The following is a 24,583-nucleotide window of genomic DNA, read 5'->3' as shown; positions in this document are numbered from 1 at the left end:
GCCTGCTTCACCTCAGGGTGAGATGGGCTCGGCCGCGCTGTCCAGCGCCTGACGCGTGATGGCCAGCAGAAGAGCCCGTTCGCCTGCCTGGCGTTGCTGTGCTATTTCTTCTGTCTGCTGCAACACCTGCTGTTCGCTCAGATCTGTAGTTTCTTGCACAGCCTCCAGCCGTGCATGAAAAGGGGCGTTCATCTCCTCAAAACGCTGCGCATGCACGTTGCGTACGTGCCTGCACCAGAACTCCCGATCCAACAGAGAGTTGGCCAATTGCTCGCTGGTTTCTGCCTGCAGCACGCGCCTGGCTGCCCGTTCCATATGCGCTTCGGTAACCCCGGCTACCGCCCTGAATGACATGCCGCTGGTGAAAATGGGCAGGTCAAGGCGCTCGCGTAGCGCCAAGCGGTAAGCCAGCACCACCTCGATCTCGTCAGGATCGGCACCATCGGCCTGGCGCCAGCGCACATCATCCATGGCCACACGCTCGACCTCATCCAAACGCCATAGCTGCCGCCCCAGCTGCAACAGAGCCTGCTCTTGCTCACCAAGCTGCGCTTGGGCTTCGGCCTGCCAGACCCGCAGGCGCACTTCCAGATCGCTGAAACGCAAGGCCACGCTGTCCTGACAGGTCAGTTGCTCGGCGTCGCTGAACATCGCCACCCTCAGGTCGCTCGAATCACGCATGGCTCTTAACAGGGTCAGTACTCGGCCGGCGAGATAGCGCGCGCCGGTGCGGTGTTGAAAGTCGGCTGTTTCCATGAGGCGTTCGAGCAGACCGAAGAACTCGCCGGCGTCGTCCATGGCCTGCAGGTGCTCCCAGCAGGCGCCCAGTTCGGTGCGCTGGGCCAGGCCGATCGCATCCATCCAGCGCAACCGCACCAGTGCCATCGCTCGGTCACGTGCGCGGGTAGCGGCTGTGAGCAACGCTTGCGCCAGCCGTTCGCGCTCAGCAGCCGACAGCGGATTGCCGCCCAGGTGGACCTCGCCCTCCACCCACAGGCGCGATTCATAGAAGTCCTCGGGCAACGCCGTGAGCAGGTTGTCGCGCAAATCAACCACCCGCAGCGATGTGCTCTCGAGCAGTTGGTAAGGCAAGCTGCGCAGACCGGTACCTGCTAGGCGCAACTCATGCAAATGTGTGAGCCCGCCAACCGAAAAGGGCCTGCCCAATGGGTTGCGTGAGAGCTCCAGATAACGCAAGTTGCTGCAGCTGGCCAGAATGGTTGCTTGCCCCGCATCTAGCACGATCTGATTGTGCGCCATGTCCAACGTCCACAGGTGTTCCAGCTGCAAGAGCGCCTGAGGAACACGCGAGAGCTGGTTACCGGGAAGCTCGAGCGACCGGACACTGGTGAATGCCCCCAAGAAACTTTCAGGCAGATCGCGGATGCTGGCGTCGCGCAGCGACAGCGAATACACATGATCGAACCCTACCTGGGGAGGCAGCTGCGGTAGGCTTTCGGTGTGAATGCCGATCATGTCCCAACGATACGCTTCAATGAGACTGTCGCCGTGCATGCCCTCATCTAGGACGTGTTGCCAGCAGCTGCGCAGGGCTTGCCCTAGCGATCGGCGGCGTTGTCGTTCGGCGTGGCTGGGTCCTTGCCTGGCCCAGGTGCGCAACTGCACGCTGAGGAGCCGGTACTGATCCTCCAGGCGCTGCAACCGCGCTTCGATCCCTCCTGCTGCCGATCGCGCATCATTCAGCCACGCGTCAAGCTGAGCATCGGTATAAGTGGGATACAGAAACCTCAGCCTTCGCAGATAAGGGTTCGGCCTGCGCCCTCCACGTCCACTGAGCAGGTACCCCACGCGACCGTCGGCCAAGCGGGTGGGCAATTGCCAGCGGCGGCGAGTCCTGATGCCCAGGAGTTCAGGCAAGGCTGCCCGGTGAACCTGGGCAAGCGCAGCGACTTCTTGGCGCAAGCTTTGGGCGAATGGTGCATGCAGCCCCATGCACGTCAGTTGTGTCTGATCATAGGCACTCACCAAAGCGTCAAAGAGGTCGCTAGGAGGACAGATCTCCTGCGCGAAGGCGTTTCTCACGCTGAAGCCTTGGTTTTCATGGAGTAGCTGTAGCTCGGTATCCCCTTCTCCAGCACTGGCCAGTTGTACGCCGTCGGACTGCGCACTTAACAGCCGCCAACGCACATCACCGATGCCGCCAGCTCGATAAGCGAGCAACCCCAGGACCAGCTTGGCCAAATCCGTATCCTGGGACGTCCGCAAATACAGGCTTTCGAGGGCGCGTTGCACCCGAATGTACGAGCTGCGCTGACGGGCAGCTTCGGCCAGTTGCAAGGGTACGCGGCCAGTCTGACGCAGACGTTGCAGGTCGACGCTGCTCGCACTGGCCAGCAGCGTCTGTGCCGCAGCGGGGTACAAGCGTGGAAATACGCACTGTAAGGCTTGGATTTCCTGGCTCGAAGGGGGCGTTTGCTGATCCAACAGGTGCTGCATGACTTCGTACCGTTGTCCATCGAGCTGCGCCGCTAGATCCACATTGGACAGCCCTTCGCCACCGGTCAGCTGGACAACCTGCGCCAGCAGGCTCTGATCCTCGGTTACAACGCCAGTGCGCAACTGCGCCAGCAGGTTGTCGACACGCTGAGCAAGATGCGCACGGCTGCTGGTGTCGATCAGCGCTGGCAAGGGGTCGGCGCCGCGAATATGCAAACCGCGTAGCTGGTCGTCGTCGAGCGCGTGAATGGCCATGACCTGCTCGATGCGCGTGTCATCGAGTTCGGCCATCGGCCCGCCCAATCGCCTGAACAGGTAATGGGTTGTCGACCAATCGAGGGGGGATTCACTCCACAACCGCCACGCACCTGCACCGTTGTGCTGTAAAAGAGGACCCATACCGTCGCGCGGCAACAGTTGCCACTGATCGTCGGTCGCCCGTTGCTGCACCGGGTAAGTGTGGCCGTCCATGCGGATCCATGCATCAGTGCCTTGGCGGCTGACTCCCTCGTGATCTGTCAACGCTTGAGCAGGTGGCGGGGCGCTTCGAAACGGCGACAAGTCCTCAGACCACAGGCGCGCGCCGTCATCTTGCACATCGGACTGGACCAGGCCATCAACCCAGGTCGAGCGTTTCCACGCCTTGGCCAAGCCATAACCCGCCCCTGCGGTAGCGCCAATCAGCGTGACTTCAGCGGCCACATGGGTCATATGATTCATGGCCTGCTCCGTCTCGCCTTCATGCCAGGCGTCCACCCCATGGAACACCTCCTTCAGCAATTCCCAGGCAGTCACGGCAAGCAGTACCAGCCCCAGTCCAGGTAGCCAGAAGCTGGCCATTCCCAGCAGCGTCCAGCCTTCGGCTGCCAGGCGTTGCTCATGGGCACGCTCGAGCGCCCGATCCAAGGCATTGACCGGAGGCGCCAGCGTCGCGGCATCGTCCATTACGTGTTGAGCGCGAGCGCTGGCGAGCGTTTCGAACACAGGCTCCGACAAGGCGCTAGCTACCGGGTACAAGTCAGCCGTGGCCCAGACCGGCATGCCTTCATAGAACGCCGTTGCGACCTGGCTGAAGAACCGTTGACTATCACGACGTCGGATGAAGCGCGCAAAAAATTGCTGATAGGCAGGCTGGCGCAAGCGTTTGTTCAGCACGGCGCGCTCAAAGCGCTCCAGATTATCGGCAGTGCTCCAGGCTCCAAACGGGTCACCCGGGATATACACCAGCACACGCTTGCTCGAGGTGTAGAAAGGTGCTAACGATTCGTCCCGCACATCCAGCACCAGAATCTGCTGCAATGGACAGTCCAGTATCTGCAGACGCTTGGGAATCACCCGATCGCCGTGCAGGTGTCCAAGCCTGCCGCTTTGCCACAAGTCGACCAGCAGTTTGAGTTCGCCAGGGGCAAATACGCCCTGGGCGTCAGCCTTGAATGCATCGAGCAACATTTCGTGCCGGTTCAGCTCGCCCAGTAGCGCTTGCATGGAGGCCGACGTCAGATGGGCGGCCAAGTGCTGTTGATAGAGCGCCCCTAGATCCAATTCCCGGACCCATTGGGCAAACCGAGCGGCACTAAGTCCCGGCACCGCGTTACCTGCCGCGTCATATACGCCGGCCATGGGCGGCAAGATCTGTGGCTGCATCTCTTGAGCGGTAAAATTTCGCAATACGGCTTCGAGCAGCGGTATCAGGTAGTACTCGCGCTTGGTCAAGGGCACCCGTACAGGGAAGTACGTGGCCAGCGGCACCTCGTAAGCATCGCGAAACCACAACTGGTCCACGCCCTGGGTGATACCGAAGCGAGCGCTCAAGGTCTTCTCCAGCAGGGGCTTGGCGAATGCGTCGATGCCTTTGATCGATCCCCACCGCGCCGCCAGACGGTGGCGGCAGGTCAGGCTGCTGTTGAGGGCTTGGCCTGCCTGGGTGACGAATGCCTTGTCGAGCTTTTTGAGCCAGCCCGGCAAGCGAGCAGCGATCAGGCCGTCCTGGCCGGCCTGCTCTGCCAGCTGAAGATCAGTGAGTGCGGTATCCATCAGTTACTCCCGTGAAATGATTGTGCACGGGAGGTTAGCGAGACCTAAGAACAAACCCGTGGCGACGGGGTACTACCTCAGGGTCAAAACAGCAGCATCTGGTCATCGATCAACGCAGAAAAGCTGTCACCCACAAAGGGAAGAATCGCATCGGCGACCGGCTGCAGCTGGCGCGAAAGATAATGGTCATAGTCGATGGGGGCACGACGGTTCTCCAGCGGCTGGGGCCCGGCGGTGGTCATGAGGTAGCTGATCCAGCCCCCCCGCTGGTACTGGAGCGAGCGACCCAGTTGCCGGTTGTAGTCATCGGCAAGCCGTGCGGCCCGTACGTGCGGTGGCACGTTGCGCTGATACTCAGCCAACGGGCGGCGCAGGCGTTTGCGGTACACAAGCGAAGCGTCGTGCTTCCCGCCAAGCATCTGACTGACGTACTCCCGTACGTATTCGCGGTAAGGCTCACCGCGAAAAATTCGCCGGTAGAGCTGCTGCTGGAAGGTTCTGGCCAGCGGCGACCAATCGGTGCGTACCGATTCCAGCCCTTTGTAGACCATGTCTTCGGTGCCATCGGCACGCTGAACGAGGCCGGCATAGCGCTTTTTGCTGCCCTCCTCGGTGCCGCGTATGGTGGGCATGAGAAAACGTCGGTAATGGGTTTCGAACTGCAGCTCAAGCGCGCTCTCCAGGCCAAGCGTCTGGCGCAGGTGCTCGCGCCACCACCGATTTACCTCGCTCACCAGTGCATTGCCAATCTGCGCAGCCGCCGCTTCATCGTGGCCGGTCTTGAGCCAGACGAACGTCGAGTCCGTATCGCCGTAGATCACGTCATACCCGCAGGCTTCGACCAGGGCGCGGGTCTGGCGCATGATCTGGTGCCCGCGCAACGTGATCGAGGAGGCCAGACGCGCGTCGAAAAATCGGCAGCCGCTTGAGCCTAATACACCGTAGAAGGCATTCATGATGATTTTCAGCGCCTGTGACAATGGCGCATTGCAATCCTGCTTGGCTTGTTCCCTGGCGCGCCACACACGTTCGACGATCGCCGGTAGACAGTGACGTGTGCGGGAGAAACGCGCCCCTCTGAAACCCTCGACCGAACGCGCGTCATCTGGCTGTTGCAGCCCTTCGGCGAGGCCGACAGGGTCAATCAGAAATGTGCGGATGATCGAGGGGTACAGGCTCTTGTAGTCCAGCACCAGCACCGAATCGTATAGCCCAGGTCGGGAATCCATGACGAACCCGCCGGGGCTGGCTTCCTCGGGGCGGCTGCCCAGGTTGGGCGCGACGTAGCCCTGGCGGTGCATGTGCGGCATGTACAAGTGGCAGAAGGCGGCCACCGAGCCACCGCTGCGGTCTGCCGCCAGGCCCGTGACCGAAGCACGCTCAAGCAGAAAATCCAGCAACCGGGTGTGGGCAAAGATGCGTGTGACCAGTTCACAGTCCTTGAGGTTGTAGCGGGCCAGCGCAGGCTTGTCCTCGGCGAACATGCGATTGATTTCATCCATGCGCTGGTAGGGAGTGCTGATGGCCTTGCCGTCACCCAAGAGGGTTTGCGCGACATTCTCAAGGCTGAACGATGGGAAACTCCACGTTGCCGAGCGCAGCGCTTCGACGCCGTCGATCACCAACCTGCCGGGCACATCGATGAAGACATGGCCACCGCTACCTGACGCGCGCAGGGTCATGGGCGCCCCGCCCCTGCCCAGGCCCATGGCCACTTGCAGCTTCTTGCCGTGCTCATGCAGCAGGCGCAGATCGAACTGCACCACATTCCAGCCGATGATCGCGTCCGGGTCGTGGCGCGCTATCCAGTGGTTCAGGCAGTGCAGCAACGCACTGCGATCGGCGCAGTAGTGCAGGTCGAAGTCAACTTCGCGGGCGTCGCCGTTGGCTGGCCCGAGCATGTACACCTGGCGCTGCCCGCAGCCTTCCAGTGCAATGCTGTACAACTCCCCCCGCTCGGTGGTTTCGATGTCCAGCGACACCAGGCGCAGCGATGGCCGGTAGCTGCCGTGCGGCTTGAGCTGGGCATCGCAGAGCACACCCTGCTCGTCCAGGCGTCCAGCGAACTGCACAGGGGCTGTAATGAAGCGCTCCATGAGGTAGCGCTCCGGTGGCCTGACATCGGCCTCGTAGACGTCGATACCCGCGGCGCGCAGCCGTTGTTCTACCTGAAGCAATTGCCGGTATTGACGACAGTACAGGCCCACCACTGGGCGTTGATCGAACGTCTTCAACCCAAGCGGGCGCAGCTCTGCATCCGGCTCGTCGGCCAGCAGCAGCTGCGCGTGCGCTTGTTGCGCCTGAGGGACGAACGCCACGTTGACCTGGGGCGCCAGTCTCACTTGCCGAGGGCCCTGATCGGTGGCCAACCACAGCTCCACGCACGTGCCTGCCTGCGTGTCGTACCAGTGCCGGGTCAGGACGAAGCCCTGCTGCAAATCCACTGCCGCGCCCTCTGCATTCGTTGATGATGACAAGTGTAACGGGTGGCCCCCGGCGCACCGGGCCTTGCCTGTGAGACGACAAGATGCTTCGGCATCCAAACCCACGGCGCCCACCGTCGGTGAAGTGGCTGCGCTTGCCGTGTGCGGTACAGCGGGCTCAGCTGTACAGGTAGTTGATGTCCTTGAGCACCAAGGGTGGCACCTGACCGAGGAGAAAATCTCGCAATTTTTGCATCTGACGGGCCTTGGGGCTGTTTTTCAGCCAGGTCATGTAGTAGCCATCCCCAGTCGCCACGGCCTGCTTGAACGGCGTGACCAGGCGCCCGGCTGCCAGGTCGGCACTGGCCAATACCAGATCGACCACGGAGATGCCCAGGCCCTGCTGAGCGGCAGAGATACCTTGATCGAGCGTGTCGAACACCTGGCCCTGGTCGATGCTGACATCGAGGGCATCCATGCGCGCCAACCAGCGCCGCCAGTCGCGCCGATCAGGCGAGGGATGCAGCAGTTCACAACGGTTCAGGTCCGACAGCGCAGGTTGCGCCTGTCCCATGTAGTCGGGGTGGCAGACCGGAATGAGCCACTCGTCGAACAGCCTGAAGCTCTCCACATCGGCCGCGAAACGGCCGTTGGCCAGCAAGATGGCGCAATCGTAGGGCTCAGAGTAGAAATCGACGCTGTCGATGTCCATCCACACGCTCGAGAGCTGCACAGTGCAGGTGTCTTCGTGTTTCTTGAAACCGTCCAGTGCCCTTAGCAACCAGCGCACGGTGAGCGTCGAAGGCGCCTTCAAACGCAGGCCGTAGCGATCCTGGCGCAGCAGCGCGCAAGCGTTTTCGATGATCTTGAAACCGACCTTGAGCTCTTGAGAGAGCAGGCGTCCGTGCTCGGTCAGGCTCAACTTGGGCCCTCGCCGTTCGAACAAATCGCAGCCGAACATGCCCTCGAGGGTCTTGATATGGTGGCTGACTGCGCCTTGGGTCAGTGCCAGCTCTTCCGCCGCCTTGGTGAACGAACCATAGCGGGACGCGACCTCGAACGCACGCAGTGCATGCAAGGCCTGAATCCTTTCCGACATAGACGCCTCCTGACTATTAGCAAGACTAATAGTAGGTCATAGTTTCACGCGTTTTACAACCTGCTGTTAGTTCTAGAAAATGCATTAAAAAAACATACATAACCTAGATCCTGCCTGAAACTGCGTAGATCGTTCATCAATTAAAAGTTTGGGGAAACCATGTTTACGGGATATGGACAATGCTATCGCCTGGATGCGTTTGAGCAGACCCTCGAACATGCGTGCATCGAACCACACTGGACAACCGCTGCACTGCAACACTTTCGCCATACCGTTGCCAATCCGGATTTCCCCTGCCTGTTCGGGCGCAAGGCGGTCAATGCGCAAACTTGCTACGTCCTTTTCGCCAGCGCTGAACAACTGGCTGATGACATCGCTCAAGGGCTGGCCAGCTATGTCGGGTTGATGGATCCGATTGCGCCTAAGCTTCGCATCGGCCACCCGTTGGTGGTGTTTCTAGAAACAGTGACCGACATGCCGCTCGCGCAACAGCAGGCACTTGCCTGGAAGGTGCTGCAAGGCGTTCACGCACGGGATCCGAATCCCTGGCCCCAGACAGTGCCGGCCGACCCCGCACACAGCGGCTGGTCGTTCTGCTTTGCCGGCATGGCGCTGTTCATCAACATGAATTTCCCGGGCCACCTGCAGATGAAAAGCCGCAACCTGGGCAAACACATCACATTCGTCATCAACCCGCGCGAGAACTTCGACGAAGTGGCCAATGTCGCCACCACGAGCGGCCAGCGCATCCGCGAGCGCATTCGCCAGCGGGTCGGCCACTACAACGACGGGGTAATACCTGACAGCCTCGGCTTCTTCGGTGAAGCGGATAACTTTGAGTGGACGCAATATCAATTACAGGAAACCGGTTCGTTGAACCCGGCACGCTGCCCTTTCCATGCCCGGACCGCAGTGCCTGCCACCCCCGACAACATGATCGAGAACTGACGTGAATACCGCCCTGACTGCCACCTACGCCCTTACCGTCCTGCTGCTGATCGCCACTCCGGGTCCGGTCGTGGCATTGATCGTCAATACCGCAGCCGCTTCTGGCTCACGCAAGGCCATTTTCACGGCCTTGGGCACCAACTGGGCCTCGCTGGTACTGATCGGCGCAGCGGCGTGGATCATCCTCACCAGCGCGGCCATCGACAGGGCGTGGCTTAGTGCCATGAGCCTGTTGGGTTGCCTGTTCATCGGCTATATCGCCGTCGGCACGCTCAGGGAGGCGCTCGGAAGCCCGCAGCCAGACCAACGGTCCGAAAGCGCCAGACCCGCGAGCCGCGGGGGGCTGTGGCAAGGCTTCATGGTGGGGATCTCCAACCCCAAGGACATCATTTTCTTCATCGCCTTCTTCCCGCAGTTCATCCAGATCACCGAGTCGTTCGGCAAAAGCATGGTCGTGCTTTCACTGCTCTGGATCGTGATCGACTTCGCCGTGCTGAGTCTTTACATCTTTGCCATCGGCAAGATCGCGTCAGCGCGCAGCCAACGATTCATCAGCATCGCGTCTGGCGTGGCATTGCTGTTGATCGCCATCGGCGGGCTTTTGTACAACCTCAAGGAGCTTACCGCCTAGCCCCTTGCCTGACGCGCTGTCTTGCCAGGAGACCCGATGTCCACTCCCAGTCGCCAAGGGCTTGCGCCTTTGCAGCTTGAGTACCAACAGCTGCTTGCCCAGGCCACCCAGTGCGCCACCCAACGCGTTCGGGTGCACGAAACCGGGTTCAGCTCGGCCGTCGTCAATACCGACGCCTTGGGCCTTCGCTACAGCCATTTCAACGGCCGGCGGTTTTCGGTGGCTGAACGCGACAACACCGCGCGGATCAATCTGCTGGTCGGAGGCTCGGTGGCGATGGGCATCGGCGCCAGTTCCGATGAATACACCGTGGCCTCGCAGCTGTCGGCGCTAACCGGAGAACTCTGGCTGAGCCTGGCCGGCTGCGGGCTGGATGCGAGCCAGGAACTTTTGATGTTCCTCACGCATGAGCACCGCCTGGCACCGCTGGGACATGTGGTCATACTCAGCGGACTCAACAGCCTGGCACACGAAGCGCTTTGGGACATCAGCGCCTGCTCACATGAGCCTCAGCAGATCAATGACTGGCAAACGTCGCTGGCCGGTTCAGAGGAAGCCCAGGCAGCATCACAGCCTGCCCTGAGCCTCTGGCAGCGGCTGAGCCAGGTGCTGGCGCCTCCGGCCGCCGCGCCTCGGCCTCGTCAGCCCTTCGAGGCACTTTCCCCAGCAGAAAAACGCACGACCCAGGCAGCCGACCATATTGCTCGCTCAGTGAAGCAATGGGATCGACTGCTAGGCAGCGCTCACACTACCCTCACCTTCATCCTTCAACCCCTGGTGCACTGGTGTCGCGAGACCCTGCCAGCGGGTGAGCAGTTCATGCTCAGCGCACTTCAGCAAACGCCAGGGAACATCGACCGCTTGCTCGAAGGCGTTTTTGATCGCAAGGTGCATGCGGCATTCTTTCGCCGCATTCGCGAACAAGCCGCACCGGTGCCCTGCTTCGACATGAACTGCATGCTCGACAGCTCGCCAGCCTTCGGTTCGGACCTGTTCATCGATCGCTTGCACCTCAACGACCTGGGGCAGACCGCGCTGGCCAACGTGATCACGGCCAAGCTCGGCCTTGCCCGGGAAAAACCACTGCCCGCGAGCACTCTATAGTGCTTTGCTGATTGACAATCGTCGGGTGGTCTTTCGGACGGCCCTGTTGCATGGCTAGAATAGCCCGTCGTTCCGATTGCCTGAGGCGTACGCTTGACTGTCATGAATAGAGAAGCCGTCCATCCTTGCCTGGCAACTGGCGAGGCGAGCCTGTGAGTCGCTTGCCGCAGATGGCGCTGATGCTGGCCGCCCTGCTGCCTACGGCGGTGCACGCACTGGAAGTGTCCATCGACCCCCATGCAGATCTGCTCTACCGCCAGGCACTGCCCCTTCTGGAACAGGCCGATACCCAAGAGGATGAAAGCGTCTTGCGAACAGCCCTGGGTAGCGACCCGGAGCTGCGTCGCCAGGGGCAGGCCATGGCCCACACGTTGCCGACTGCGGTGACACTGCTCAAGAAATCGGTCGCACTCGGCCACCCAGTGGCGCAGTACCGTCTGGCGCTTTACTACATGACTTACCTGCCCGCCGCGCAGATACCCGACGCTGCCTGCCCTCTGCTCCAGGCAAGCCTCGACCAGGGGTTTGCGCCGGCCGCGCCGGCCATTGCCACCTGGTGCCCACCTTACAACGCCAGCGCACAGTACCGCGCCGCACTGGAGGCCGTACCGAGCATGGCGACCCTCTATGCGCCCTACTATCCCCAGCCTGCCACCCGCATGGCCTGCAGCCGCAGCCAGCCCCAGGGCCTTGAGATGCTATGGGGGCGGCAGCGCGATTATCAGGCCGAGGTCTACCGCCTGCTGGGTGATCTGGACCCGCAACATCGCCACTCATTGCTGCAAAAAGCGGTAGAGACCAATGGCTGTGTAACGGCGCAGCAGCATTTGACCAGCCGGCCTTGACCCCAGGCCGCCGGGGGCTCAGCGCGGCGCACCAAATGGGTGACAACAGAGCAAGAACGTTCAAGCCAGCGTCTATGATGGCTTGGCATGCTGGTCTACCTTGTCCACATGTCCAATTCCTATGCCGTCTGTCGCACGTCACGCCTTTCTGCAGGGCGCCATCGCCATCATGCCATTGTCGCTTGCTGTCGCGCCCTGGGGCCTGCTTGCCGGCTCCATGGCCATCGAAGCCAACCTCAGCGCCTGGGAAGGCCAAGGGCTCTCGGCGATCGTTTTTGCCGGTGCCGCGCAGCTGGTGGCCATCGGGATGCTCAAAAGCGGTGCCAGCCTGGCCTCTATACTGCTGACAACCTTATTAATCACCTCACAGCACCTGCTCTACGGGCTGTCGATGCGCCCAGCGCTCTCCCCTTTGCCACTGCACTGGCGCCTGGGTTTCGGATTTCTCCTGACCGATGAATTCTTTGCCCTGACCAGTCGGCACGACCACCAGCATTTCAATCGCTGGTATGCGTTGGGCATAGGCTTCACATTCTACGTTGCATGGAATCTGTTCACGTGGGTCGGAATCGTGCTGGGGCAAAGCATTCCACACCTTGATCAGCTAGGCCTGGACTTCTCCATCGTCGCCACTTTCGTCGCCCTGATCACGCCCCTGGTACGTAATCTGCCTACGCTCGCGTGCGTCGCCGTTTCACTGGCCGCTTCAGTACTGTTCAGCCATTGGCACTGGGAAACGGCCTTGGTCAGCGCCGGCCTGCTTGGGATGAGCACCGGCTTCGCATGCCAGAAACTTCGGAGGACCGTGTGATGACCTGGATGCTTATCATTGGTATGGGCATAGTGGTGTTCCTCAATCGCTATGCTTTTCTCGAACCGCGCCTACCGTTGCGCCTGAGCGCCCATGCGCGTCAATTCCTGGGCTTTGCGGTGCCAGGTATGCTCACGGCCATCTGCGGCCCTATCATCTTCTTGCCAAGGCATACGCTTAACCTGCAACCGCTCAACCCGTACCTGCTGGGGGCGGTGGTGGCTGCCGCACTGGTGTGGTTGACCCGTAGCGTGATGCTGAGCATGCTGTTGAGCATGTTGATTTTCTTCGTCCTGCGAAGCGTCCTTTCATGAACACCACTACCCGTGAGCAAACGCATCTATGGCAGGCACCGGCGCTGGGCGATGTGGAAATGCTGCACGCCCGGTATGTGCAACAACGGTTTGCACCACACGTGCATGAAGGCTATGTGTTCACGGTGATCGAATCCGGTGCCCAGCGTTTCTGGCACCGGGGCAGCGAGCATCTTGCACCGGTTGGCAGCATGGTCCTGATCAATCCGGACGAACTGCATACCGGTGCCAAGGCCCACGAGGCCGGGTGGCGTTATCGCGGGTTCTACCCTGAACATGAGCGCGTTACCGGTGTGCTGGATGAATTGGAACTGGGCCATGGGGGGATGCCGCGCTTTCGCGATAGCGTGATCCATGATGCTGGCCTTGCCAGCGCCTTCAGCCAACTGCATCAGCTGTCCGAAAGCAGCGCCAGCGCACTGCAACAGCAAACCGTATGGCGCCAGGCGGTGTTGGCGCTGGTTCAACGCCACGGACGCCTGGCCGATCTGTCTGCCCCTGGTCGCGAGCCTCGCGCTGTTGCACGCGCACGAGAGTTGCTCGAAACCCACTTGGCTGACCCGCCGTCGCTGGAGTTACTGGCGGCTGCCGTCAACCTGTCACCGTTTCACTTCGCACGGGTGTTTCGCCAGGCAACGGGCATGCCCCCTCACGCCTGGCTGAAGCAGCGACGTCTTGTAAGGGCCAGGGAGCTGCTCAAGGAGGGGCAGCCGCCTGCGACAGTGGCGTTCAGCCTGGGCTTTGCCGACCAGAGCCATCTGAACAGACAGTTCAAGCAAGCCTATGGCATCACCCCGGGGGCCTACCGGCTGGCCTGCTTCGCCGCGTGAGCGCGTCAATGCGGCGCAGGCGTCTGGCCATGGCGCTGCTACACTCAAAAGGCTGAAAGGAGGAGCCGTCATGTCCGAACGAGAGATCACCACCCTTCTGTCACTGATGAACCAGCGGCAAGCGTGCCTTAGCACTGCTTGCAAGGAGATTGCCGACTGGATCGATCGCCAGGGCGACCTGCCGGCGGCCGGCAAAATAAGGGCAAGCCTGAAAGCCTTGGAAGCAGACGAAGCACGTGTGCGGCGTGCGCTGACGTCATTGACGCTGGACAGGCCACTGCCGAAGTTTCGCAGTTGACCCAGCTGGGGCCGCAAGGCAGCCCCGCCAGGTGTTACGGGTGGCTCATGTGCGTATGTTCATGCTCACCTTGCGCCTGGGCAGTGAGCGCGCGTACCTGAGCTTGCACGGCCACTGTCTCGGCGGTGCCATCGGCGGTTTCTACCGTCAGCGTCAGCGGAACCTGCTGGCCTTCCTTCACCTGATCGTTCAAGCCCATCAGCATCACGTGCAGGCCATTGGGGTCCAGGGTGACAGGCTTACCGGCCGGCAGCGCGACAGCCTTGACCTCACGCATGCCCATGACGTCCCCGTTCATGGTCATTTCATGCACTTGTACAGTCTTGGCCACAGGCGAGGCGACACCGACCAGCTTGCTATCGCTACTGGCGGTAATGGTCATGAAGGCACCGGTCGACTGCTGGTGAGGCACGCTGGCGCGCACCCACGCCTCGCTGACCGTGGTCTGGGCCATTACCGGCCCAGTGAGGCCCAGCAGGATCAACGCAGCCAGGCCGCGCTTAACGGATTGCAATGACATTCAGCAGATCTCCATCAGGGTAACCAGGTCTTCGGCACATTCCTTGGCTGTGAGGGAATGCCCGAGGCTCAGCCGCAGGGTGCCACGGGTGTCGTAAACGTAGCTGGTGGACGAATGTGAAATGGTATAGGTGTCACCGGCCGGGACCTTTTCGTAGAACACCTTGAACTCCCTGGCCACGGCGTCGATTTCTTCAGGCGTACCGGTGAGCGCGACGAAGGTCGGGTCGAACGCCTTGACGTAGGCATCGAGCACTTGCGGCGTATCGCGTTCTGGATCGAGGGTAATGAATACCACCTGGAACAGATCACGGTCTCGACCGCGCAGCAGTTTGCGGATCTGGGCGGCTCGTGCCAGGGTGGTCGGGCAGATGGCCGGGCACTGGGTGAAGCCGAAGAAGACCATCGGCATGCTGCCGTAGAAGCTTGAGAGGGTACGGACGTTGCCTTGGGGATCGCGCAGCGAGAACTTGCGCCCAAGGATTTCGTTGCTCATGTTCTTGCCATACTTGAACTCGAGCCCACGCGCCGGACTGCAACCTGCCAGCAGGCCAAGCCCAAGAACGCCCATGCCGGCGACGACTGCACGCCGACTCAGAAGATCATTCATGAAACCATCCTTTACAGGGAAGGTGCCGACCCTCGGGGCGGGCCGGGCAGAAAACCGGCGCATTCTGGCATGCCCCCTAAGTACCTTCTACCCACTGGCAGCGATTAACCCCTGCAGGCCGCTGATTACGGGCAGCGGCCGATTGTCGCAGGGCTTGCAAACGTAACAGTTTGTTGCTAGTGCAGTGCGGCACGTTGCCTTACAGGGCCAGCGCCCAGCCAGATTCCAGCTCGGTGCAACCCCTGACGCCCTAGTAGTAGGCGTTTTCTTTCTGGCTATGGTCAGTCACGTCACGCACACCCTTGAGCTCAGGAATGCGCTCGAGGAGTGTCCGCTCGATGCCTTCCTTGAGGGTGACGTCCGCCTGACCGCAACCTTGGCAGCCGCCGCCAAATTGCAGGACAGCGATGCCCTCGTCGACGACATCCACCAGGCTCACCTGACCGCCATGGCTGGCCAGGCCAGGGTTGATTTCGGTCTGCAGATAGTAGTTGATGCGTTCGTTGATCGGGCTGTCTTCATTGACCATCGGCACCTTGGCGTTAGGCGCCTTGATGGTCAACTGGCCACCCATGCGGTCGGTGGCATAGTCCACCAGCGCATCTTCCAGGAACGGCACGCTGACAGCGTCGAGGTAGGCAGTGAAGCTTTTGAGGCCCACAGCCGTGTCATCAGGCTTCTCTTCCCCCGGCTTGCAATAGGCGATGCACGTCTCGGCGTACTGGGTACCCGGCTGGGTGATGAAGATACGAATGCCGATACCCGGCGTGTTCTGCTTGGACAGCAGATCAGCCAGGTAGTCATGGGCGGCGTCGGTAATGGTTATAGCGCTCATGTAGGTTCCTCACAGACTTGTGCGCCAGTGTACGCCAACGCAGCCCTCTAACAAAGTCCTAGTATTTGACTCGGGAAAGCACATACGGCTGCGCCTGCACGCTCGGTGCTTGCATCCAGGCCTGCATGTGACGGTACAGGCCGCGCTCGATCCACTGGTAACTGAGCCACGACAGCAGTGCGATGCAAGGCACGCAGACGGCGAATGTCAGGTACGGGTCCAACCCCAGTTGCTGGCTGGCAAACCAGCCCAGGTGCAGGACCAGCACATGGATCAGGTACACCGAATACGAGCAGTCGCCCAGCGCCTTGAGTACGCGATTGCCAGTGAACAGCGGCTCCATGGCGATGAAGGCCAGGACGACCATTGCGCTGGGCAGGCCCCAATGCAGCAGCCGTTGAGAGGCGTCTAGCTGATAAATGGCCAGCGCGGCCACTGCCAGAAGCCCCAGCGGGACCCAGACACCCTGACGGATCAGACCACGGCGATGCAGCACCCCGATACCGATGCCGAGCAGGAATTCATAGACGATGTCATTGTTGTAGAAATGACTGACCACGCCCAGGCGCCCCAGGACCTCGCTCACCACTACCAACAGCCCGGCCACCACCAGCAAGTGCAGGCGCCGGCCAACGAGAAACGCCATCCCGAACAGCAGGTAGAACATCATCTCGAAGTTCAAGGTCCAGCCGACGTTCAGGGTGGGGTACATACCGTAGCCGCCTGGGTTCTCTGCCGGTATGAAAAAGAGTGAACGCAATAGGTGCTGCCAGGTGAACACCTGATGCGGTATCCATTGACTGAAGGCCAGCAGCATCAAGGCCATCAAGGCCGAGTAGAACCAGTAGGCCGGCACGATACGCAGCACTCGGTTTAGCAGAAACTGATGCGGGACAACCTGCTTGTCGCAGGTCGAAAGATAGATGACCAACCCGCTGATGACGAAGAAGATATCCACGCCGACCGCACCCCGATCAGTGAACAATTGGCCGACAGGCCCGGACGCGTGAAAGTCGAAAAAAACCTGCATGAAGTGGTGGCATACGACCACCCAGGCGGCGAAAGCACGAAGTGCCTGAAGCGAATACAGCATGAAGTACCCTGCGTTTGCCGGTGCATTCAGGCACCGGCTGCAACGCAGCTGCCGGTGCCACTCATGGCTTGGGACCGCAGGAGGGCGCGAAAGGTCAGCGCGCCCCGATCAGAGGTTTTCGTAGCGGTTCATGTCCAGCACGCCGGCCTCCACCGGGTCGGTTTCCAGTATGAACGCACTCAGGTCATGGAAATAACGCCAGAATTGCGGGTGGGTTCGGCGTATACCCCATCGCTCGACGATGCGCTCGAAGCGAGCGGTATCATCCTTGGCCTGACTCATCAGGTCGACGAAAACCGGTACTTCGGCGGCTGGCACGTTGAACATGAAGTTGGGGTAGCTGGTCATGACCCCGGGCTGCAAGGTCAGGGTATCGAGGCCCGGCTGGTAACGATAAGCCTCGCCCAACAGGAATGCCACGTTGCTGTGCGCCCGGTTGCGCATCAAAGTATAGACCTGCCGCTGCCCACCCTGCCCTTCGATGCGCAGCAGCGTCGCCTCGGGCAATTGATTGATCACTTTCAACCCTGCGGCCGGACGCGAGACCAGCCGGCTGAGGGACTGCTCTGCATTGCGGAACTCTTCAGTTAACTGCGGCCGCGAACAGTACGCCCCCTGGCAGCGGTTGATCGGGTCGGGTGAAGCATTGATGCTGGCGGCCCGCGCGATCAGCTGCAACCCGAAGTCGCGTTTGGGGTCGTGTGAGCTAAGGGCAAGGCCGCTCGGGGTATCGGCGTCGATGTTTTCGTAGTCGAGCCACATCTTTATCTTGCCGCTGTCCTGATACCAGTCGCTCAGGATGCTTTGGCGCGCCTCGGCCGGCATCAGGCGCAGGAAGTTGACCTCGGCGCCGTTGCGGATCAGGTCGAAGTACAGGCGCGTCTGCAACTGGTGCGACAGGTTGCCGAAGACGTCGAAGTTGACCGCCAGCTGGTAGTAGGTGCGCTCGAGCAAGGGGTAGTCGAACAACCACATCGTCAGGGGCACATCCCCCACCAGGCCCTTGGTCACTGTAGCGCTGTCGAAGTGACGGAAGATGCTCAGCAACGCGTTGTCGTTGCCTGTCCACAAGGTCGACCAGCCCGGGGCCGGCATGTCGGCATAGGCCTCACGACGCAGTTTCTCGTACTCGTTGCGCTTGTCGCGATAGGCGCGCCACAGTGCGAGCACACTGCCCACATCGTCGTTCTGACCCGGCATGGCGAGCAAGGGCGTGGCCTTGCCACGGTAACGGGCATCGGTGACGTAGCGGTCGAAGGCAGGCTCCTGGAACAGCGCCCAGAAGTTGTCGCGGATCACGTCCGTGGCAATCTGCCCACGGCACACCGGCCCGCGTATGAAGGTGCGTACGAAGTACTCGGCGTTGTCGAGCATGAATTGGTAGCGGGCCACCGCCGGGATCGCCTCGAAGGTTTCAAAAGGGTTGGCGCGGTGACGAGGGCCGTAGCCTGGCAGCGTGGTCACCTGCCAATCGCCGGCGTAGAAGAGCTGTTTGACCCGCTTGAGTTTTTGCGGACCCAGGGGGTAGGTGATGTGTGTCTTGTGCACGATCACGCCCTGGATGGGAATCAGGCGATAGAAGAACTCTGTTCCGGGCGGATCATTGGGCCTGCGCGTGGCGATGATATCGGCAGACTGCCCGCTGGGCGTGCGCGAGCGCACCCATTGGAAAAAGTGCCCCTGCTCACCCCCGGTAAAGTGGATGTGGGCGAGGAACAGATGCTCGTACAACCAACGCCCCACCAAGGCTTCTGAAGCTCCTGGACGATTGAGCAGCGCTTCCCATTCGGCGATCTGACGGGCTTCGCTGGCACTGGGCTTGATCGCCTGGTACTCGACTGGCGCACCCGCCGCCAGCCAGCCACGCAGTGTCGCGTATTCCTGGTCCGTCAGGCCGGTGACGGCCAGCGGCATGCCTTCTTTGGGATGCGCACCGGCGTAGGCGTCGAACTCGTGGGGCAACGGGCACATATTGTTGCGGTTCAGGCCTAGTGCAATCTCATCCGGTACCTTGGCATTCGGGGTGAGCGGCGTCTTGTGCCCCAGTTCGAGCATGCGCGCCATCAAAGCGGCTTGGCTGCCCTGGTTTTCGAGCACCGAATAGAAGCCCTTCTTGCGCCACTCGGCCTCGCCATGAGCGTCATAGAACAACCGGGTGGGCGCCACGGCCTTGCTGCGCTCGCCCTGATAAACGGGCGCCTTGCTGGCGCCGCGCACGGCGCCTTCGGCTGCCTCCAGCTTCAGCTGGCAGGCAGCGTCGTTGCAGGCGTGGCAGGCGACGCATTTTTCGGTGAAGATCGGCTGGACATCACGGGTGTAGGAGATGGCTGGACTTGCTTGAAGACCTTGCCCGAACGCCGCGCTACTGAGTAAGAGAGCGACAAAGCCGGCAAGCATACGATGCACCATGTGCGAGATGTCCTGATTATGTGCAGCCAACGCAATAAGCATGGGCAGTGTTTGTATTAATAGCTGAGTAAGACCCAGGCAACATGAACATATTTCATGGAAACCGAGCGCACCCCTAAAAACCGTGCAGCTTTGTTATGATTCAGCACTTTCTGATTTCCGCCCGTCCAGGTAGTTCATATGTCCGACCGCAGCGCTCGTCTTCACGCCCTTCAACAAGCACTTAAAGAGCGCATCCTGATTCTCGATGGCGGCATGGGCACCATGATTCAAAGCTACCGGTTGGAGGAAGCCGACTATCGTGGCACGCGCTTTGCCGATTGGCCAAGCGACGTCAAAGGTAACAATGACCTGCTGCTGCTGAGTCGTCCAGATATCATCGCGGCCATCGAGAAGGCTTACCTGGACGCGGGCGCCGATATCCTCGAGACCAACACCTTCAACGCCACCCAGATCTCCCAGGCCGACTATGGCATGGAATCGCTGGTGTATGAATTGAACGTGCAAGGGGCGCGCATCGCCCGCCAAGTGGCCGATGCCAAGACGCTGGAAACACCCGACAAGCCGCGCTTCGTGGCGGGCGTACTCGGCCCGACCAGCCGCACCTGCTCGATCTCTCCCGATGTGAACGACCCGGGCTACCGCAACGTCACGTTCGACGCGCTGGTGGAAAACTACATCGAGGCCACCCGCGGGCTGATCGAGGGCGGTGCCGACCTGATCCTGATCGAAACCATCTTCGACACCCTCAATGCCAAGGCGGCGATCTTCGCCGTACAGCAGGTGTTCGAGGACGACGGCATCGAGCTGCCGATCATGATTTCCGGCACCATCACCGATGCCTCCGGCCGCACATTATCCGGGCAGACCACCGAAGCCTTCTGGAACTCGGTCCGGCACGCCAAGCCTATATCCGTCGGCCTGAACTGCGCATTGGGCGCCAAGGACTTGCGCCCTTACCTGGAAGAGTTGTCGAGCAAGGCCGACACTCACGTTTCGGCCCACCCCAATGCGGGCTTGCCCAATGCCTTCGGTGAGTACGACGAAACCCCGGCGGAAATGGCGGCCGTGGTCGAGGAGTTCGCCGCCAGTGGCTTCTTGAACATCATTGGCGGTTGCTGCGGTACCACCCCTGGGCACATCCAGGCAATCGCCGAGGCCGTGGCCAAGTACCCGCCACGGCCAATCCCGGAGATCGCCAAGGCGTGCCGCCTCTCGGGCCTGGAGCCCTTCACCATCGATCGCCAGTCGTTGTTCGTCAACGTCGGTGAGCGCACCAACATCACCGGCTCGGCCAGGTTCGCGCGGCTGATTCGCGAGGAAAACTACACCGAGGCCCTGGAAGTGGCGCTGCAGCAGGTAGAGGCCGGCGCCCAGGTCATCGACATCAACATGGACGAAGGGATGCTCGACTCCCAGGCGGCCATGGTCCGTTTCCTTAACCTGATCGCCGGCGAGCCGGACATCTCGCGCGTGCCGATCATGATCGACTCTTCGAAGTGGGAGGTGATCGAGGCTGGCCTCAAGTGCATCCAGGGCAAAGGCATCGTCAACTCCATTTCCATGAAAGAAGGCGTTGAGCAGTTCAAGCACCATGCCCGCTTGTGCAAGCGCTATGGCGCAGCCGTGGTAGTCATGGCCTTCGACGAGGTCGGCCAGGCCGACACGGCCGCGCGCAAGCAGGAAATCTGCAAGCGCAGCTACGACATTCTGGTCAACGAGGTGGGCTTCCCCGCAGAAGACATCATCTTCGACCCGAACATCTTCGCTGTCGCCACCGGCATCGAGGAACACAACAACTATGCCGTGGATTTCATCGAGGCCTGCGCCTATATCCGCGACCACCTGCCGCACGCCTTGACCTCGGGTGGGGTGTCCAACGTGTCGTTCTCGTTCCGGGGCAATAACCCGGTGCGCGAGGCGATTCACTCGGTATTCCTCTACCACGCCATCGCCAACGGCCTGACCATGGGCATCGTCAATGCCGGTCAGTTGGAAATCTACGACCAGATCCCAGCGCCGTTGCGGGAAAAGGTCGAGGATGTGGTGCTCAACCGCACGCCACAGGGCACCGATGCGCTGCTGGCCATTGCCGACGACTACAAGGGCGGCGGTGCCACGCGGGAAGTCGAGAACGAGCAGTGGCGCTCGCTGCCGGTGGAAAAGCGCCTGGAGCATGCGCTGGTCAAGGGCATCACGGCGTTCATCGTCGAGGACACCGAGGCGTGCCGCCAGCAATGTGCGCGGCCGATCGAGGTCATCGAAGGCCCCTTGATGAGCGGCATGAACGTGGTCGGCGACCTGTTCGGCGCCGGCAAGATGTTCCTGCCCCAAGTGGTCAAGTCGGCCCGGGTGATGAAGCAAGCCGTTGCGCACTTGATTCCGTTCATCGAAGCCGAAAAAGGCGACAAGCCCGAGGCCAAGGGCAAGATCCTGATGGCGACGGTCAAGGGCGATGTGCACGACATCGGCAAGAACATCGTCGGCGTGGTGCTCGGCTGCAACGGCTACGACATCGTCGACCTGGGGGTGATGGTGCCCGCCGAGAAGATCCTGCAGACGGCTCGGGACGAGAAATGCGACATCATTGGCCTGTCGGGCCTGATCACACCGTCGCTGGACGAGATGGTGCATGTGGCGCGCGAGATGCAGCGCCAGGGCTTCGAGCTGCCGTTGATGATTGGCGGTGCCACCACCTCCAAGGCCCATACGGCCGTGAAGATCGAGCCCAAGTACAGCAATGACGCCGTGATCTACGTCACCGATGCGTCTCGCGCCGTCGGCGTGGCGACGCAATTGCTGTCCAAGGAGCTCAAGGCGGCTTTCGTCGAACGCACACGCCAGGACTACGAAGAGGTACGCTCGCGCACGGCCAACCGCAGCGCCCGGACCGAGCGCCTCACCTACGCCCAGGCAGTGGCGGCCAAACCCCAGTACGACTGGGCCGGCTACCAGCCAGCCGTACCCTCCTTCACTGGTACCAAGGTCCTGCATGACATCGACCTGCGCACCCTGGCCCAATACATCGACTGGACGCCGTTCTTCATTTCCTGGGACTTGGCGGGCAAGTTCCCGCGAATTCTCACGGACGAAGTCGTTGGCGAGGCGGCGACTGCCCTGTATGCGGACGCCCGCGAGATGCTCGACAAACTGATCGACGAAAAACTCATCAGTGCTCGCGCAGTGTTTGGCTTCTGGCCCGCCAACCAGGTGGCCGATGACGACATCGAGGTGTACGGCGAAGACGGCGCTGCGCTGGCGACCTTGCACCACCTGCGCCAGCAAACCATCAAGCCCGACGGCAAGCCCAACTGGTCGCTGGCCGACTTCGTGGCCCCCAAGGCCAGCGGTGTGACCGACTACGTGGGCGGGTTCATCACCACGGCCGGTATCGGGGCCGAAGAAGTCGCCAAGGCGTACCAGGACAAAGGCGACGACTACAGCTCGATCATGGTCAAGGCCCTGGCCGATCGCCTGGCCGAGGCCTGCGCCGAATGGTTGCATGAGCAGGTGCGCAAGGATTATTGGGGGTATGCCCGGGAGGAGCAACTGGACAACGAAGCGCTGATCAAGGAGCAGTACCGTGGCATCCGTCCGGCGCCGGGCTACCCGGCATGCCCCGACCACACCGAGAAAGAAACCCTGTTCCGCCTGCTCGACGGCAGCGCCATCGGCGAAACCGGCCCAAGCGGCGTCTTCCTGACCGAGCATTACGCCATGTTCCCGGCCGCGGCTGTCAGCGGCTGGTATTTCGCCCACCCGCAGGCGCAGTACTTTGCGGTGGGCAAGGTGGACAAGGATCAGATCGAGTGCTACAGCACCCGCAAAGGTCAACCAGTAAGTGTCAGCGAGCGCTGGCTGGCGCCAAACCTCGGGTATGACAGCTAAGGCACACCCGCATCCAGCGGTTCCCGTGGGGCGCAGCTGGAAACAAGGCGCGTCAGTGTTGATGCGCCATGTGATCGGTGAGCAGGATTAGGGGTTAGTGCCCCAATACACCGCCGTGATGACGACCAGCGCGACCAGGCACAGGATTGCCCATGTATCGACGCCATGGCTGGGCTTGCGCAACTTCGTTGGGTTGGTCATGGCATTGCCTCTTGTAGTGATTATGGGAATGCACCGTACAATCGGCAGTTAAGACCAGCAAAGACCTTTGCTCAAGCAGGGCTTTTCAGTATTCGACCGGTGACGTCAGGAACGGGTACTGATAGCCAGCCGTGCGCCCTATCGCGCTGTACGCCTTGAAGTCCACCCCGTGGTCGGCCAACTCGAGTCGTTTGAGCCATTGCCCGGCCTTGGCCTGGTCGATGCTCTGCAGCACAGGCAGGCTGTAATTGCGCAGGCCGTCGCGCCCGAACGGCAGGCCGTGGGCATCGTCATACAGCATGACCATGGCCCAGCCCCCAAGGCTGAAATGCCCGCCCATCAGTACACTCAAGCGCCCATCCAGACGCGCACGCAACGCCTCCCCGGAGCTGTTCACCGCACTGAACATGACATCCTTGCCTGGCTTGAGCCCCGCTTCCTCGAACGCCTGCATGGCCCCAAAGGCCATCTCGTCGTTGGCCGACCATACAAGCCGTGTCTGTGGGTAGCGTTCGAGCAGAAACCGCGCCTGCTCGTAGGCGCGCTGCCGGCTCCACCCGCCGTACACCACCTGCCGCAAGCGCACCTGGGGGAAGTCGGCCAAGGCGCGGCGCATGCCTTCTTCCCGGCGCTGCGAGGCAGGCGTAGTTTTCACGCCTGAGAACGCGACCAAATCCACTGGGCCACTGGTGGCAGGCAATTGCGCGATCATTTCACGCAACATCTGGAAACCGGCTTGTTCGTCATTGGTGGTCAAAGAACCCAACGGCTGCGCGAATTTGTCAGGCCGAGCGCTGACAGCCCGCGCCTGGCTAGGCGTCAAGCCGTTGTTGACCAGCAACAGCTTGACCCCCGCCCCTTGCGACAGGCGCATGATCTCGGGGGCGATGTACTGCTCGTTTACCAGTACCAGGTAATCAGGTCGCCTGTGCCCATCGAGGGCCGCCCTGGCCTGGCTCAGGGCAAGATCGGTCCGGCGCTCGCCATACTCCACACGCAAGTCCATGCCCAGTTCGTCAGCGGCGGACTGCATGAACCGGCTGTAGCTGGTCCAGAATGTCTCGTCTGGCGAGCCCGGGTTGAGGAAAACCACTGACACCGGCTGCGCACCTGCGCTCACTGGCAGGGCGAGGCACAGGCAAAGGCAGCGGTATAGGGCCTTGAGCATAGGCTGACGTCTCTGAAGCAAACCCAGGATTATACCCCTCGGGTCAGAACTGGCGCATAAATGGCA

Annotated in this window: 18 protein-coding genes; 9 read left to right on the top strand and 9 right to left on the bottom strand. The window is 61.3% G+C overall.

What is annotated here, in order from left to right; translation table 11 throughout:
* Positions 1 to 12: 12 nt before the first annotated feature.
* From CWR53_RS08730 to CWR53_RS08720, 3 genes are all read right to left on the bottom strand, one after another.
* Positions 13 to 4,491: an NEL-type E3 ubiquitin ligase domain-containing protein gene (locus tag CWR53_RS08730; protein ID WP_100851261.1), complete on the bottom strand. Its 4,479-nt coding sequence runs from the start codon at positions 4,489 to 4,491 to the stop codon at positions 13 to 15.
* Between the two features lie 83 nt (positions 4,492 to 4,574).
* Positions 4,575 to 6,935 carry a DNA polymerase II gene (locus CWR53_RS08725; RefSeq protein WP_100851260.1) on the bottom strand — a complete coding sequence of 787 codons (2,361 nt, stop codon included), beginning with the start codon at positions 6,933 to 6,935 and terminating at the stop codon, positions 4,575 to 4,577.
* A gap of 157 nt (positions 6,936 to 7,092) precedes the next feature.
* The gene (locus CWR53_RS08720) at positions 7,093 to 8,013 is read right to left on the bottom strand and encodes a LysR substrate-binding domain-containing protein (protein ID WP_058603856.1); all 921 of its coding nucleotides are present in this window, start codon (positions 8,011 to 8,013) and stop codon (positions 7,093 to 7,095) included.
* Between the two features lie 159 nt (positions 8,014 to 8,172).
* Between CWR53_RS08720 and CWR53_RS08715 the strand changes: the two genes are divergently transcribed.
* The 8 genes from CWR53_RS08715 (at position 8,173) to CWR53_RS08680 (ending at position 13,794) form a co-directional block, all read left to right on the top strand.
* Entirely contained in the window at positions 8,173 to 8,961 is a 789-nt protein-coding gene (locus CWR53_RS08715) for a YqcI/YcgG family protein (protein ID WP_100851259.1), read from the top strand.
* 1 nt (position 8,962) lies between these two features.
* Positions 8,963 to 9,592, top strand: coding sequence for a LysE family translocator (locus tag CWR53_RS08710; protein WP_100851258.1), 630 nt, complete (start codon positions 8,963 to 8,965; stop codon positions 9,590 to 9,592).
* Positions 9,593 to 9,628: 36 nt separating this feature from the next.
* Positions 9,629 to 10,696: a hypothetical protein gene (locus tag CWR53_RS08705; RefSeq protein WP_100851257.1), complete on the top strand. Its 1,068-nt coding sequence runs from the start codon at positions 9,629 to 9,631 to the stop codon at positions 10,694 to 10,696.
* A 170-nt stretch (positions 10,697 to 10,866) separates the two neighbouring features.
* Positions 10,867 to 11,541 (top strand): sel1 repeat family protein, encoded by a 675-nt coding sequence (locus CWR53_RS08700; RefSeq protein ID WP_375335489.1) that lies wholly within the window; start codon positions 10,867 to 10,869, stop codon positions 11,539 to 11,541.
* A gap of 121 nt (positions 11,542 to 11,662) precedes the next feature.
* Entirely contained in the window at positions 11,663 to 12,352 is a 690-nt protein-coding gene (locus CWR53_RS08695) for an AzlC family ABC transporter permease (RefSeq protein ID WP_100851256.1), read from the top strand.
* Positions 12,352 to 12,666, top strand: a complete 315-nt coding sequence (locus CWR53_RS08690) for an AzlD domain-containing protein (RefSeq protein WP_100851255.1) — start codon at positions 12,352 to 12,354, stop codon at positions 12,664 to 12,666. The genes CWR53_RS08695 and CWR53_RS08690 overlap by 1 nt, the downstream gene beginning before the upstream one ends.
* On the top strand, positions 12,663 to 13,496 hold the full coding sequence (locus tag CWR53_RS08685) for an AraC family transcriptional regulator (RefSeq protein WP_058603850.1): 834 nt from the start codon (positions 12,663 to 12,665) through the stop codon (positions 13,494 to 13,496). The genes CWR53_RS08690 and CWR53_RS08685 overlap by 4 nt, the downstream gene beginning before the upstream one ends.
* Before the next feature lie 70 nt (positions 13,497 to 13,566).
* Positions 13,567 to 13,794: a hypothetical protein gene (locus CWR53_RS08680; RefSeq protein WP_027914647.1), complete on the top strand. Its 228-nt coding sequence runs from the start codon at positions 13,567 to 13,569 to the stop codon at positions 13,792 to 13,794.
* Positions 13,795 to 13,828: 34 nt separating this feature from the next.
* Here CWR53_RS08680 and CWR53_RS08675 read toward each other — a convergent pair whose 3' ends face one another.
* The 5 genes from CWR53_RS08675 to CWR53_RS08655 all read right to left on the bottom strand — a co-directional run bounded on the left by CWR53_RS08675 (position 13,829) and on the right by CWR53_RS08655 (position 19,260).
* Positions 13,829 to 14,314: a copper chaperone PCu(A)C gene (locus CWR53_RS08675; RefSeq protein WP_058603849.1), complete on the bottom strand. Its 486-nt coding sequence runs from the start codon at positions 14,312 to 14,314 to the stop codon at positions 13,829 to 13,831.
* The gene (locus CWR53_RS08670; protein ID WP_058603848.1) at positions 14,315 to 14,923 is read right to left on the bottom strand and encodes an SCO family protein; all 609 of its coding nucleotides are present in this window, start codon (positions 14,921 to 14,923) and stop codon (positions 14,315 to 14,317) included.
* Between the two features lie 250 nt (positions 14,924 to 15,173).
* Entirely contained in the window at positions 15,174 to 15,758 is a 585-nt protein-coding gene (gene nfuA / locus CWR53_RS08665; protein WP_023536208.1) for a Fe-S biogenesis protein NfuA, read from the bottom strand.
* 58 nt (positions 15,759 to 15,816) lie between these two features.
* Complete coding sequence (locus tag CWR53_RS08660) at positions 15,817 to 16,851, bottom strand: acyltransferase (protein WP_058603847.1); 1,035 nt, start codon at positions 16,849 to 16,851, stop codon at positions 15,817 to 15,819.
* Between the two features lie 108 nt (positions 16,852 to 16,959).
* Positions 16,960 to 19,260: a fatty acid cis/trans isomerase gene (locus CWR53_RS08655; protein WP_100851254.1), complete on the bottom strand. Its 2,301-nt coding sequence runs from the start codon at positions 19,258 to 19,260 to the stop codon at positions 16,960 to 16,962.
* 180 nt (positions 19,261 to 19,440) lie between these two features.
* Here CWR53_RS08655 and metH point away from each other — a divergent pair, with 180 nt between their 5' ends.
* Positions 19,441 to 23,148 carry a methionine synthase gene (gene metH, locus CWR53_RS08650; RefSeq protein WP_100851253.1) on the top strand — a complete coding sequence of 1,236 codons (3,708 nt, stop codon included), beginning with the start codon at positions 19,441 to 19,443 and terminating at the stop codon, positions 23,146 to 23,148.
* A 286-nt stretch (positions 23,149 to 23,434) separates the two neighbouring features.
* On the opposite strand, the gene CWR53_RS08645 is transcribed toward metH, so the two are convergent.
* Entirely contained in the window at positions 23,435 to 24,517 is a 1,083-nt protein-coding gene (locus tag CWR53_RS08645) for an ABC transporter substrate-binding protein (RefSeq protein ID WP_100851252.1), read from the bottom strand.
* Between the last annotated feature and the right edge of the window lie 66 nt (positions 24,518 to 24,583).

The organism is Pseudomonas sp. SGAir0191 (genome assembly GCF_002812565.2).
Lineage (GTDB): Bacteria > Pseudomonadota > Gammaproteobacteria > Pseudomonadales > Pseudomonadaceae > Aquipseudomonas > Aquipseudomonas parafulva_B.
This window is presented reverse-complemented; position numbering and strand designations above follow the sequence as displayed.